Genomic DNA, 13,816 nt, shown 5'->3' on the forward strand with positions numbered 1-13,816 from the left:
GTGTTCCCAGCAGCACCCCGAGCAGCAGTGAGGAAAGCAGTGTTCCCAGCAGCACTCCGAGCAGCAGCGAGGAAAGCAGTGTTCCCAGCAGCACCCCGAGCAGCAGTGAGGAAAGCAGTGTTCCCAGCAGCACCCCGAGCAGTGTTCCGAGTATTGTAATTTCCAGCAGCGTTCCCAATACAATGAGCAGTACTCCGAGCCGTGCCTCGAGCACACCTTCGGTCGTCAGCATCGAAGACAATGATCCCCCGTTGGATATCCCGAACACCGGATTTGATTTTCTGGATATCGCGCCCGTTTTAGCGGTAGCAAGCATGCTTGGTATTCTGGCGATTGTGATCTTCTCCAAGAAGGAAAATGCATAAAATATTTTAAAGCAAAAGGCCTCCGCTTCGGCGGAGGTCTTTTTAAATTACTACAGAAACAGCCGAGATGTAAGCGGAATATGAATGTAACAAAAACTAATAAAATAACATGTGAGACTATCATTTCATTCCGATTTATAAATATGTAACCTTGATGTAACCGGTTGATGTTATAATAAAAGTGTCAATCGTTTAAAGCGCTTTTTAATTATCGCAAAAGGAGATAACCGGAAACATGACGAAAACACTCGGTAAAACAAAATTTTTAGCTTTGACAGCCATTCTTTTTATAGGCGCCGTTATTTTTTTAAACGCACCGTTTTCAAATGAAAAAGCCGAGAATTCCGTTAATATCGGAAATACCGTCAGTACGACCGCGCAAGAGAATACAGTCACGATCAATGATGAAGGTGCAGCGATGGGGATCCCCGGTGAATCAAAAACAGGCGGACTCAACTGGACCGTAATCGGAATAGCGGCCACCGTTTTCAGTCTGATCGGTGCCATCGCAGTGATCTTTCTGACGCACGAAGAACATAATTAAGTTGTTTTGGTGATATTAGAGAATAAATGTTATGATTTTTGTTTTTAAATGAGAAAAAATATGGAAAATGTAACCGAAATGTAACTGACTTGCGTTATAATAAACTAGTAAACCGCAAGCAACGGTTTTAGAAATTTAGAAGGTGATGATGCGGCATGAGAGATCATATGAAATTCAGACTCTTTTTGGTCGTGATATTTGTTTTAATCAGCGCTGTGATTTTTTTGAGCGATCCGCTTGCAAATAAGACCGCTGTGGCTCCCGGTGATGAGACGACTGGCAACACCGTAAGTGCGGTTGCGGACGAAACCGTCGCAATCCAAGACGAGGAGGTTGCCATGGGCGTTCCCGGTACTTCCAACATCAGCAGCCGTTGGGTGTTCCTTGCCGTCGGTATAACCATCGTGAATTTGGCCGGTGCCATCGGGATCGTCTTTATAACCAGCAGGGACACGTCACCGGTTTAAAAGAGAAAAAAACAGACCCCGCCGCGGCGGAGTTTTCTATTTATTTGGAAAAGATGACGCATAATTTATTGCATATAGTATTCAATTAAATACTTCTTTTTGTTTTGGCTTAATCGTTCCAAATCAAAATCATCAGGCATCTTTTTTGCGCATTTTTCCGCGTATTCTTCAGTTGAACAAATTTTTCTCGCAGGGACGCCTGCGACCACAGTGTTGTCGGGGATTGATTTTGTGACGATGCTTCCGGCGCCGATCACACAGTTTTGTCCAATTTCTACGCCCGGCATAATAACAGAACAAGCGCCGATAAAACTATATTCGCCGATGATAATTGTCCCAAATTTTTTGATATTTTGATATTTTTTCATATGTCGAAAAGCCCATGTTCCGCCATCATGATTGATAAAGGTGACGTTTTCTGAAATTCGTACATGATCCTTTAAAGTAATCAGATACGGTTCACTGCCGAATGTCGTCCTGCCCATTACCGTTACATTTTCGCCGCATATGAGGCCATTTTTAATTGCCCAATGAAGTTCTCCTACAAACTTTCTATAAATGAGGGTGATTGTTTGATTTATTTTCCGCATGACTTTATCTCCTTACTGATTTAATCAAGGTTGAAAATTTGTATGAACCGGTGTTTTAAGGACTGCAGAAAGTTTTTCCATCGCGTCAGAAAGGATTTGGCCGGTGGAGAGATTATCGGTGCCGGCGATGAGATTATCGCATTTATTGACCGGCAGTAAAATACGCACGGCATCGGCCTGACCGACGGCGACGGCCATTGCGGGCGTGACCTCGCCGTAAAGCGCATCGGCGATCACAATACCGATCGGTCCGATGATGACATCGGATTTTTTGCAGGCGACGAGTACGGCGTTTTCACCGGTGGCGCCGATTTTTGCGCCGCATTTGAGCATTGCGGCGGTGGCGGCGCTGTTGGTGCCGACTGCTGTCAGAGGCAGGTCGGGATATTTATCGGTAATGGCTTTGACCAGCTGGCTGCCGAGTTTGCCGCCGTGGCCGTCGATGACGGTGATTCGAGTCATGGGGGATATCCTTTCTTTTTTAGGTCTTGGTCAGTCGCTGCGCTCTTCGGCGTTCGATGCGTTTTTGATTCATCGCCTTAAGGCAATCCTGCTGCAATTTTGCCGTACATTCACGTTTTTCTAGGGTGAGATCGGGCTCGACCGGCGGCAGAATATGAAGCCGCAGGCAGCGTCTGCGTTTATACCAGGTAAAGAGCCCGTGCGGCCGTTCGAGCGTGAGAATCATCGGAAGTACGGGAACGCCGTTATCGGCTGCCAATCGAAAAGCGCCGGGGTGGAATTTTCGAAGGGTATGGCAATAAGGGTATAAAACGCCTTCGGGATAAATCTGTACGTAATTCCCTCGCGTAAGCGCTCCGCCCATCACAGTGAAGAGCTGCTTGATCTGGTGGGGGTTTTTCGAGATCGGAACGCCGCCGAATCCGCGGATCAGATGGCGGGCGATCGGGATTTTAAAGTTGGTGTCGAGGGTGACGAAATAACCGCGACGGTTCCACAGCGCAAGGTAGATCATCGTGCAGTCGAGCGGGTGGATATGGTTGCAGATGGTGACCGCTCCGCGTTTTTTGAGGACTTTCAGGTTTTTGCGGCCGTAGACGCGAAATCCCAAGGCCACAAAGTTAAACGGAACCAGTACCAAGATAGCGATGACGCGCAGTAAAAAAGAGACGAAGCGTTTATCCCATCGGTCACGCAAATAATCGTAATCGGATTTGACCGCAAAAGAGAATGGCTCCGGGAGGTGAAGGACGTGTTCGTCCGCTTCTTCTTTGCGTAAATTCGGATCCGTCATTTCCCGCTCGCCTCTTTAATGGGTATGATTTCGTGCGCTGCCTCTCTGACGGCCTGATAGAACATCTCTTCGGCTTTAAAGACGCAGGTCTCAAGATTATATTTTTCACCGAGAAATGCGTATTTTTTGCTCATTTTCTTCCGTTCTTCCGGGTGATTGTACCAATAATCGATTTTATTTGAGAGGTCTTCGGGACTGCCGGCGGCGAACAGGGAGCGTTCATCCAATGCAAACTGGGGTGTGGCGCTCTTTTCGCTGCCGGCGATGACCGGCACGAGACCGCCTGCGAAAGCCTCCATGCACGACATGGCCTCAATTTCTGCGCTGGCCGCGTGCACATATAAATCGCTCATCGCGATGACATCGAGTAATTCGGGCTTGGAATAGAATTTGATGATCGGGGGATTGGGCAACGATGTGCCCAATTTTTCAAGCTGATCGCGTTTGGGACCCTGTCCCGCGAGGATAATTTGAATTTGACCGGCGTGCCGGTTGATTTTGACGGCTTTGATCAAGAGATCCTGCCGCTTTTCACGGGAAAACCTGCCGATTGATAAAATAATGAATTTATCCTGAAGCTCGGGTGGTTTTGCTATTTTGCGCATACCCACGAAATCCGGGTCAATACCGTTTGATATGACATGCAGCTGCGATTGATAACCGGTCTTGCGCAGTTCGTCGGCGATGAATTGACTGGGGCAATGGATATGATCGCAATATTGATAAAAATAATGATTGAACCACAGATAGAGCAGCTTGTTGATGCTTTTAAATTTATCGAGATAAATGGAGGCGGTGACGTTTTCCGGCTGGCAGTGGAATGCCGCGGTGTAGGGCACGCCGAGTTCTTTGGCGATCATGATGCCGTGGCGGGACAACATAAACGGCACAAGAAAATGCACCAGATCGGCCCAGGCGATTGCCTGTTCCAAAATATCGTCGTCGGGCTTGGCAAAGGTCATGCCCTGCTGGGCTACGAGTTTATCGAAAAAGGGTATGTATTGTTTCGGAACGCTGTAGGAATCCGCATAGAGAAGGGGATCGCGGGATCTGCCGGTGCTGACAATCCGAATCTCATGTCCGTGGTCTGCGAGCACTTTGGCAAAACGTCTGGCCGAAATGGTCATGCCGTTGTTTGCATCGTAAAATTGGTCGATCACAAGCAGGATTTTCAACAGCTTCTCCCCCTTTTAAAATTGCATTGACAACATGGTACCACGTCGGGTCAAAAATAGCAAGTTTTCGGTTTTAAGCCGTTTTGCGGACACTATTAATACGGGAAAAGGAGAAATTTTATGCTGATTTAACCGCAAAGCGGTTTGATGGCTCTATTCAAATATCACATATTCTCATAAAGAGGTGCAAACGGATTGGTGGTAAATACAAAATCCCCGTGAATGGCGAAAAGTTCGGCCTGCTCCATTCGAATCATCAGTCGGAAAAGGGGCTGCTGTTTGATTGCATCGCTCAGATCGGGACGGTTTTTCCAGCGGAGTGGCGCGGCAAGATGATCGCCGATGATTTCTTCGCTGTCTTCATAGGTATATCCGTCAAGCGGTTTTAAATTTTCGTCGGCAAGCTGAAATCGGACACCGCCGAACGGTGCGTTAATGTTCACTGTCAAGTTGGGGTTACGCAACTTTAACAATTCGGTGGTAATTTCACCCTGTCCCGAATCGGCCGCCATTCCGACCAGCCCCTCTTTGCGGATCCATCCGGGCAGCAGTCCGGAGTAATGGCGCTTGGCCTTCATCGCCTCAAATACCCGGTGATGCTGTTCCAGTCCGGCCATGGCATACACCAAAACCTTGTCTCCGGTATCCAGCATCGCCGCGCCGTAAATCGAACCGCCGCCGTGGGTTCCGAGTTCCCGCAGGGGCATCACGTCAAAGTGCGTGCGGTTCCAGCAGGAACCATCGTAGGAATAAGTCAGCTCGGTGGTGACGGGCCCGTCCATGTTTTTGTTGTAGGGCATCTTCAGTTTCCACAGAAAGCCCGCAAACATGTCGCCGTACGGAAACTGCGGCATGCCGTAGAAATGCGTTCCGGCGGGGTCCGTCGGCTCGGGGTGTAGGATCACCCGGGGCGGCGTCCATTCTTTCAAATCGCCGCTCTCCACCAAATGCACGCGGCGCTCGCCCCATCTGCGCCGCAGAGTGACCTGATAATTGCCGGTATAGGGGTTTTTAATCATATTCAGCATGGTATCACTGTTGCTTGGCAGAAGATGATGCTCGGGGTCGGGCGTCCAAACCAAGCCGTCAGAAGAATAATAGAGAATGCAGGGCGGACGGTCGGCAAAAGATTTGGAGGGGTCGAAAGGCGAATTGGTCATCTTATACCGCCTTGCGGGATCGGGGTCCTCGGGATCATACATTACAAAGATGCCGCCCGGAATGATTTTCCCGAAGTTGATATGATGTTTTCCCGTGGAAGCCGCTTTATCTTTTAAGTCCACCGGAACCCAGTGAAGACCGTCTGTACTGTGGGCCAGCGCAACCACCGTGGAGGTCTCCTCGTCCTTACTGGTGAGGGTGATTGAATACAGATAATATCCGCCGTTCGGCGCCGGGACAATGCTGGAATAACCGGTGCCGTAATAACTCGTTTGGTCGATATATAAATGCTCCGGCATCCACTGGGGGGTATGAAATACCTGTTTGATCTCTTTGCTGCGTCGGATCAGGAAATCATCGAAAAAATAGATCTGTTTCATGGTGCCTCCTTTAAGAACAGTCTGTCGGTTTTTATGCCTGTTCCGCCGCAAGGCGGTCGAGCCGGGCGTTGCGGAAATACAGGCAAAGATCAACCGCCACCATCAGCAGATTGAGCACATAGAACCAAAAGACGTAGGTGATATTGTTCGAGAGCAGCTTCCAGACGATGCCGCTGAGATAACCGATGATGATAAAAACCAAAAAAATCGGGCTTTTCCCCTTTGCGGTGCGGCATTTCCACGATTTTGCGATCGATACCGGCCAGGAGACCCCGAAACAGAGAACCATGATCAATTCAAAAACTTCAGGCAATTTAAAGACCTACCTTTTTATAAAATCGGGTTTATTCAACAAACAGCGCCAGATCGAACGCCTTTTTGCCTTCTTCGTTCTCACCGCGGAAAAGCAGGCGGTCGGATTCACGGTGTGCAAGGAGCGTAAAAGTGTCGTTGCGCCGCAGTTCGCTGTAAAAGGTGATTTCGAGCCGCCGCAGGGTCTTGGCGCGTTCTTCGTCGGTCATCACGTCGAAAGCAAAGTCGGCATAACGGGCGTTATTCAAATGGCCGAGCGCATCGACTTGGCTGTTGCGCACGGTAAAGGTCTCGACCGGGGTATAGCTTTCGGCTGCTGTCGCGGCGGGTTTGGCGTTGGGCACTAGAAATTCGGTGCATTCGTCAAGCGTACCGGGCAGGGCATAGTGGCGGGCGATGCTGCGGGTGTTCATGTCGAGCATCACCGAGAAGGTCGAGACGCCGATCCGGCGCTTGCCGTTTTCATCATAAAAGGCCGTTTCGCGGCGGTAATAAGGACCTTTTTTGCCGGAATGCCAAGTGCGTGCGGTCAACGGGATACAGGATTTGATGGGTTCGTCAAACACCGCAGTGTAGCCGATCAGCACCCAGCCGAGTCCCGCTTCAAGCAGATCATGAGTGCCCATCTCGAATTTTTGGAGGTGCCGCTCGACGACTTGCTGGGTCAGATTCGGGCAGGTCGAGGGCTTTAGTTGACCGTTTTGGTCGAAATCGTTTCCGGCCAAATAGAGTTCGTAACGGATGTCTTGTTCTCGCATTTTTTGATGTCCTTTGAGTGTATTTAATCGGCAGGGGCGGATATCATCCGCCCGTTCAAACCGCAGGAAGCATTTTGTATAGAGACAGCAACATAATTATATCTTTTATGTCTCCATTTTGGCGATTGTATTTTCGGGCGGATGATATCCGCCCCTACATTTTACACGTAGAAATGTTAAGTGGTGCCGCGGAAGCCCTTGCCGACGATTTCACTGGAGTTCATGATCATCATAAAGGTCTCGGGGTGGTTGGTTTTGAGATATCGCCGCAGCTGTACCGCTTGATAGCGCTTCATTACGGCGATGACGAGATATTTCTTTTGTTGGGTATAGGCGCCTTTGGCCTCGATGATCGTGGCACTGCGGTGTATGGTGGTATTGATAAACTTTCCGATTTCCTCGGGTTCGTCGGTGATGATCTGAAAACATTTGCACTGGTTGATGCTCTCGATCACGCCGTCGACGACCAGCGATTTCATCAGCAGGCCCAGGATGGCGAAAAGTCCGACCTTGATACCGAATAAAAACGAGCCGAGGGTGATGATCGTGTCGCTGACAAGCAGGGCCGCACCGATGTTCATGGAAGAGTATTTGCGCAAAATCATCGCAACGATGTCGGTGCCGCCGGTGCTGCCGTTGCGGTTAAACAGCATAGCGGTGCCGACCGCCGGGACGCCGACTGCGAAAAACAGCTCCATGAACGGTTGGTCGGTCAGCGGGCCTGTGAGCGGAACGAGTTTCTCCAGTACGATCAGCGCACCCGAAAACACCACCGTTCCCAGCACCGTCTTAGCGCCGCAGTCGCGTCCGAGAAAAATAAAGCCGAATATCAGCAGGGCGATATTAATGACTGCCGTGATTACCGACGCTGAGGACAGGTGAAAATAGTTGCTGAGGATGATCGAGAGACCGCTGACACCGCCGATGGAAAAATTGTTTGGGAATTTGAAAAAGTAGATGCCCACAGCCATCACCAACGCACCCACCGTACAGATCAAATAGTCGTTGACGATCTCTTTTGTAATCGGTTTTTTCATGTGCATACCCGCCCTTTGCTTACAGACGTATATTTTGCATGAAATAGTATAACACCGTGTTTGCCAAAACACAACATTTCCGAATTCAACAAATTGTCAGGATTTGCTGTAACAATTTTCAAAATTAACCTGTCTTATTATCAAAGCGCGTCAGACAACAAACGCGCATGAGGAGGTAAACAATTTATGAAGAAATCCATTCCGGGCATGTTACTGTGCCTGCTGATGACCGTACTTTTGGTTTTTAATGCGGCGGGCTGCGGCATTCAAGTGGCGGCCGCCGACCTGATGGAGGGTGTCAACGGGCAGGCTGTTACCGGTAAAGCAGCCGATGAGGCTTTTGTTTCGTCCTCGGCGAATTTTGCCGTGGAACTGTTTAAAAAGACCATAACGCAGGGCGAGAATTCGCTGGTCTCGCCGCTTTCGGTGATGCTGGCGCTGGCGATGACGGCCAACGGCGCGAACGCTCAGACCAAGACTGAGATGGAAGCCGTACTCGGTGCGGGAATGTCGGTCGAAGATTTGAACGAGTATCTGTATACCTATGTCAAAAATTTGCCTACGGATGACAAATATAAACTCGGCATTGCCAACTCTATCTGGATCAAGGACGACGGCTCACTGGAAGTCAATCCCGACTTTTTGCAGGTAAACGCGGATTATTATGATGCCGCAGCTTATAAAGCGCCGTTTGACGATCAGACGCTGGCTGACATCAATGACTGGGTCAAAAACAACACCGACGGCATGATCGATAAGATTTTAGATCAAATCGATCCCGATATGGTGATGTATCTGATCAATGCGGTGCTGTTTGACGCCGAGTGGCAGACCCCGTATGAAGAGGGCGACGTGAACGACGGGACGTTTAACGCTTATGACGATTCCGCACAGAACGTCAAGATGATGGGTTCGGATGAGCATTTGTATCTCGACGACGGCATGGCGACAGGCTTTGTCAAAAACTATGCCGGCGGAAAATACAGTTTTGCCGCGCTGCTGCCGAACGAGGGTGTCTCGATCGATGAGTATGTCGCATCGCTGACCGGCGAAGGCCTTATTGCCACACTTGCCAATGTAGAGCAGTCCAGCGTACGGGCGCAGCTGCCGAAATTCAGCTATGAATATAAAATCAAGATGAACGACGCGCTTGCGGCGCTCGGTATGCCGACCGCGTTTACCGGCGGCGCGGATTTTTCGAAAATGGGTACTTCGCCCGTAGGCAATCTGTTTATCGGTGAGGTTGTGCACAAAACCTATATCGAGGTCACCGAACTGGGCACCAGAGCCGGGGCGGTTACCGAAGTCGGCATGAAACTGACTTCCATCCCGATGTATGATCACACCATCACGCTGGATCGTCCGTTTGTCTATGTGATTGTGGATAACGCCACCAACCTGCCGATCTTTATCGGCACGCTGCTGAGCGTCGGCTAAAGCGGCGAGATGCCTCGGGTTTCACTCGAAGCGAAACCGCTTTTGATATAGCCCCCGCCTCCGGTTTAACCGGAGGCGGGGGCTTTTTGTCCGGGAATTGCTTTTCGGAGGGAAAAGATGTAAAATAACATTATTCTGACAGATCAAAACGTCAAATGTGGAGGAGGATTTTATGAGAAAAGCCGGCATACGCGTTTTCTTGTGCTTCTTTATAGCAGCGGTTTTGCTTTTGAACAGTGCAGGATGTGTGCGAATCGCCGCGAAGGATTTGATGGAAGGTGTCAATCAACAGCCGGTTGTGGGGAAAACGGTTGATGATGCGTTCATTTCATCTTCAGCGAATTTTGCCGTGGAACTCTTTAAAAAGACCGTGACGCAGGGTGAAAATTCTCTGATATCGCCGCTGTCGGTGATGCTGGCGCTGGCGATGACCGCCAACGGAGCCGACACGCAGACCAAAGCGGAGATGGAAACCTTACTCGGCGGAGATATTCCGCTAGAAGAACTAAACGAGTATCTGTATACCTATATACAAAACCTGCCCTCGGATGAAAAATATAAGTTCGAAATCGCCAACTCGATCTGGCTGAAAGACGATGATTCTTTTGAGGTGAATCCTGATTTTTTGCAAACAAACGCCGATTATTACGACACGGCGGTTTATATGGCACCGTTCAATAACCAAACGTTGTCTGATATCAATAACTGGGTCAGAAAAAATACAGATCATATGATTGATAAGGGGATTGATGAATTTAATCCCAATGCGGTATGTTGCCTGATCAACGCAGTGGTATTTGACGCGAAATGGGAGACGAAATACAGTAAAAAAGACGTTAAAGAGGATGAATTCTGCGCTTATGACGGGACCGTGCAGAACGTTGAGATGATGAGCTCAGAAGAAAATTTTTATCTCGACGACGGCATGGCTACGGGTTTTATAAAAAATTACAAAGACGGGAAATACAGTTTCGCAGCGCTGTTGCCAAACGAGGGTGTTTCAATTGATGATTACATCGCATCTCTGACCGGTGAGGGGCTGGTCACAACACTCACAAACAAAAGCGGTCGGGGAGTGAATGTGGAAATGCCGAAATTCACGAATGACTATGCGATAACAATGAACGATGCGCTCAAAGCGCTCGGTATGACGGCTGCGTTTGATGCCGAAACCGCCGACTTTTCAAAACTCGGCACCTCATCATACGGGAGTATATGGCTTGATGAAGTACTGCAAAAGACCCATATTGAGGTGGATGAAAACGGCACAAAAGCTATAGCGGTGACATTTTCATTTTCTTTTACCACCGCCGCAGGGCCAAGCCGTACAGTAAAACTGGACCGGCCGTTTGTGTATATGATTATCGATAACGCGACGAATCTTCCGATCTTTATCGGCACCGTACTTGGTATCAAATAAAAGGGCGTTGACAAACCTGCCTTCGGTTAAAACCGGAGGCGGATTTTTTATATGAAAAGGTGGGATCCATTCTTGCGTTTTCGTGTGCGATTTGATATAATATGCACGTTACACGGATTTTTATACAAAATCATAACGGAGGCAGGACATGAATTACGCGGAATTAGGCGCATTTATTCTCTATTTTTTAATTGTGGTCGGCATTGGGGTTTGGATGTTTTTCAAGACCCGCGGCGGCGACGAAAAGGATTATTTTCTGGGCGGCAGAAAGATGGGCAGCTGGGTGGCGGCATTGTCGGCCTCGGCTTCGGATATGTCGGCTTGGCTGCTGATGGGCTTGCCCGGTTCGATTTTGGCCTACGGCATGGGAAAGGTTTGGATTGCGATCGGGCTTTTGATCGGTACTTTTTTGAACTGGCAGTTTACCGCGCCCCGGCTACGCAGATTTTCTAAGGCGGCCAACGACTCCATTACCATTCCGCAGTATCTGACCAATCGTTTTAAAAGCGAACATCGTCTGCTGCAAATCATTCCGGCAATTGTGTTTTTGGTATGTTATGCGGTGTATGCGGCCTCCAGTTTTAAGGCCTGCGGTATGCTGTTTAACTCTGTTTTGGGTATTGATTATGAAGTTGCAACAGCCGTCGCTGCCGGTATTATTTTGCTGTATACCTTTTTGGGCGGTTTTGCCGCGGTGTGCTGGACGGACTTTATTCAGGGCATGCTGATGCTTGCGGCACTATTGATCACGCCGATTGTCGCACTCGGAGCCATGGATGCAAACGCCGCTTTCGGAACCGTTCAGGTGGCGGAAAATTATTGGAATCTGATCCCCGGGGGAAAACTGGACTGGAACGGAATCAGTACGATCATATCGGGACTCGCTTGGGGCCTCGGCTATTTCGGAATGCCGCACATTCTGGTGCGCTTTATGTCCATCAAGGAACAGAAGATGGTCAAAAAGTCCAAGTGGATTGCAGTGATCTGGACAACACTGGGCCTTTGCGCCGCGGTCGCCGTGGCGTTGGTCGGACGGATTTATCTGTCCGATTTGCCTGCCGATCAATCTAGCTTGGTCTTTATCAACATGGTGCGGTCACTGTTCCCTGCATTCTTGGCCGGTATATTGCTTTCCGCCATTCTCGCCGCTTCCATGAGTACCGCTGACAGCCAGCTGCTGGTCTCGGCTTCGGCGTTTACAAGCGACGTCTATAAACCGATTTTCCGCAAAAAAGCGGGCAATAAAGAAATGCTCTGGGTCGGACGCGGCGTGGTCGCGCTGATCACCGTTGTGGCATTTTTGATTGCGGTAAATCCCAACAGCGGCGACATCATGGACCTCGTCGAGAACGCCTGGGCCGGTTTCGGTTCGGCATTCGGCCCGGTGATCCTGCTCTCGTTAGGCTGGAAGAAGTTCACCGCAAAAGGCGCTGTCGCCGGTATCATCGGCGGTGCGCTGACCGACGTTTTATGGCTGCTTTTCCTCTCCGGCTCGACGGGTATCTATGAACTCGCACCCGGATTTATCGTAGGCTGTATCTGCGCCGTTGCCGGCACAATGCTGAGCAAAAAAGAGACCCGCGACGCGGCTGAAAAGATTTACACCGTACTCGACGCCAGCGAGGAATAATTCCTTACTTCCTGTGGAAGGACGAATATGAAAACGTTTTTCGTAAATGAGTTCCCGGGGATAAACGACGATGAGCGTATCACCGCCTGCTTTGCTGAGGCCAAACGGCAGAAAAACAGCACGGTGGTTTTTCGCGGACGGGATTTTGTGATTTCGCGGGCGATTGAAGTCGGTTCGGATATGACGATTCTGGTCGACGACTGCACAATCAAGCAGGCCGACGGGGCGTTTGACAACGTGTTTCGCGGGGCGAATATCAAGATTGATTCCGAGAAGCCGTTTGGGGATGCGCAGGATGTCGCACCGCTGGAAAATGTGAAGATTATAGGGCGCGGAAAGGCTGTGATTGAGGGCTGCGATAAAAACCGCAGGGGTTTTCACACGGTGTTGGAACAAGAACAGGATATGACCGGCGACTTTTGGGGCTGGCGGACGTATCAGATGATGTTCTGCAATGCCAAAAACCTCGAAATCGCGGGGCTGACCTTTGTCAAAACCCGCTGTTGGTGTATCACCATCGACCTATCGAGTGACGTATATGTGCATGACCTCTCGATCTTTTCGACGATTAAAAACGGGGACGGCGTACATTTTCTGTCCGGCTGCCATGATATTTTGGTCGAGCGGATCAAGGGTGTGACCTCCGACGATACCGTGGCGGTGCAGTCCGGGCTGTTGTGGTTTGAATTTCCGTTCCGTAATTATTTATATCCGTTTACACCTGCGAAATGCTTGTATGATCAGCTTTCACTGCGGGAGTTGGATTGTCACGACATCGTGATTCGGGATATCACAGCGGGCGGTCGGTATCACAACATCATCTGTTTGGCGCTGTCCGACACCTGCATTTACAACATCATGATCGAGAATGTCCGCGATACCTGCCGCGACGACCCTTATCCGGCGACAGTGTTTCTGTATGCGGGTATCTATGATAAGCCGGGGACCCTGCGCGACATTACGGTACGCGGGATTCACTCCATTGCCGACACCTGTGTTTCGACCAACGTCAATATCGATAATTTGCTGTTGTCCGATTTGCATCAATACGGCGAGGGCTGCCGGTTTTTAGGGTCGTTCCCGTATCTGCCGATTAAACGCAATTTGTAGGGGCGCACCTGTGTGTGCGCCCGTGAGATAGTTCCGTAGGGGTCGGCGTCCTTAACGCTATTGAGGGCGTATGGTTTCCTAAAGATTTTTTATCCCTGTAATGCAAGTTAGCATTGATAGGGATGACAATTTTTCCGCGGACTGATGTCCGCCGGGTCGTCATGCCGTCCTTCGG

Annotated in this window: 15 protein-coding genes; 6 read left to right on the forward strand and 9 right to left on the reverse strand. The window is 49.7% G+C overall.

What is annotated here, in order from left to right:
• On the reverse strand, positions 1–232 hold a 232-nt coding region (locus tag PK629_05210; protein HOP10871.1), incomplete at its 3' end, for a hypothetical protein.
• A 368-nt stretch (positions 233–600) separates the two neighbouring features.
• Between PK629_05210 and PK629_05215 the strand changes: the two genes are divergently transcribed.
• Together PK629_05215 and PK629_05220 are read left to right on the forward strand one after the other, a co-directional pair.
• Positions 601–909: a hypothetical protein gene (locus PK629_05215; GenBank protein ID HOP10872.1), complete on the forward strand. Its 309-nt coding sequence runs from the start codon at positions 601–603 to the stop codon at positions 907–909.
• Positions 910–1,076: 167 nt separating this feature from the next.
• Positions 1,077–1,376: a hypothetical protein gene (locus PK629_05220; GenBank protein HOP10873.1), complete on the forward strand. Its 300-nt coding sequence runs from the start codon at positions 1,077–1,079 to the stop codon at positions 1,374–1,376.
• 65 nt (positions 1,377–1,441) lie between these two features.
• Here PK629_05220 and PK629_05225 read toward each other — a convergent pair whose 3' ends face one another.
• The 8 genes from PK629_05225 to PK629_05260 all read right to left on the reverse strand — a co-directional run bounded on the left by PK629_05225 (position 1,442) and on the right by PK629_05260 (position 8,044).
• On the reverse strand, positions 1,442–1,966 hold the full coding sequence (locus PK629_05225; protein HOP10874.1) for an acyltransferase: 525 nt from the start codon (positions 1,964–1,966) through the stop codon (positions 1,442–1,444).
• Between the two features lie 24 nt (positions 1,967–1,990).
• Positions 1,991–2,428 (reverse strand): DUF3842 family protein, encoded by a 438-nt coding sequence (locus PK629_05230; GenBank protein HOP10875.1) that lies wholly within the window; start codon positions 2,426–2,428, stop codon positions 1,991–1,993.
• 19 nt (positions 2,429–2,447) lie between these two features.
• Positions 2,448–3,221, reverse strand: a complete 774-nt coding sequence (locus tag PK629_05235) for a lysophospholipid acyltransferase family protein (GenBank protein HOP10876.1) — start codon at positions 3,219–3,221, stop codon at positions 2,448–2,450.
• The gene (locus PK629_05240) at positions 3,218–4,396 is read right to left on the reverse strand and encodes a glycosyltransferase (GenBank protein ID HOP10877.1); all 1,179 of its coding nucleotides are present in this window, start codon (positions 4,394–4,396) and stop codon (positions 3,218–3,220) included. The genes PK629_05235 and PK629_05240 overlap by 4 nt, the downstream gene beginning before the upstream one ends.
• A gap of 164 nt (positions 4,397–4,560) precedes the next feature.
• Positions 4,561–5,937 carry a hypothetical protein gene (locus PK629_05245; GenBank protein HOP10878.1) on the reverse strand — a complete coding sequence of 459 codons (1,377 nt, stop codon included), beginning with the start codon at positions 5,935–5,937 and terminating at the stop codon, positions 4,561–4,563.
• 31 nt (positions 5,938–5,968) lie between these two features.
• Positions 5,969–6,250, reverse strand: a complete 282-nt coding sequence (locus PK629_05250; GenBank protein ID HOP10879.1) for a hypothetical protein — start codon at positions 6,248–6,250, stop codon at positions 5,969–5,971.
• A gap of 31 nt (positions 6,251–6,281) precedes the next feature.
• Positions 6,282–7,007 carry a thioesterase gene (locus PK629_05255; GenBank protein HOP10880.1) on the reverse strand — a complete coding sequence of 242 codons (726 nt, stop codon included), beginning with the start codon at positions 7,005–7,007 and terminating at the stop codon, positions 6,282–6,284.
• 176 nt (positions 7,008–7,183) lie between these two features.
• Entirely contained in the window at positions 7,184–8,044 is an 861-nt protein-coding gene (locus PK629_05260; protein ID HOP10881.1) for a YitT family protein, read from the reverse strand.
• A gap of 186 nt (positions 8,045–8,230) precedes the next feature.
• On the opposite strand from PK629_05260, the gene PK629_05265 reads away from it, so the two are divergent.
• The 4 genes from PK629_05265 (at position 8,231) to PK629_05280 (ending at position 13,641) form a co-directional block, all read left to right on the forward strand.
• Positions 8,231–9,481 (forward strand): serpin family protein, encoded by a 1,251-nt coding sequence (locus tag PK629_05265; protein HOP10882.1) that lies wholly within the window; start codon positions 8,231–8,233, stop codon positions 9,479–9,481.
• Positions 9,482–9,653: 172 nt separating this feature from the next.
• Entirely contained in the window at positions 9,654–10,901 is a 1,248-nt protein-coding gene (locus tag PK629_05270) for a serpin family protein (GenBank protein HOP10883.1), read from the forward strand.
• 148 nt (positions 10,902–11,049) lie between these two features.
• Positions 11,050–12,531 carry a sodium/proline symporter PutP gene (gene putP, locus PK629_05275; GenBank protein HOP10884.1) on the forward strand — a complete coding sequence of 494 codons (1,482 nt, stop codon included), beginning with the start codon at positions 11,050–11,052 and terminating at the stop codon, positions 12,529–12,531.
• Positions 12,532–12,558: 27 nt separating this feature from the next.
• Positions 12,559–13,641: a glycosyl hydrolase family 28 protein gene (locus PK629_05280; GenBank protein ID HOP10885.1), complete on the forward strand. Its 1,083-nt coding sequence runs from the start codon at positions 12,559–12,561 to the stop codon at positions 13,639–13,641.
• The last annotated feature ends 175 nt before the right edge of the window (positions 13,642–13,816 follow it).

It is taken from the genome of Oscillospiraceae bacterium, assembly GCA_035380125.1.
GTDB lineage: Bacteria > Bacillota > Clostridia > Oscillospirales > JAKOTC01 > DAOPZJ01.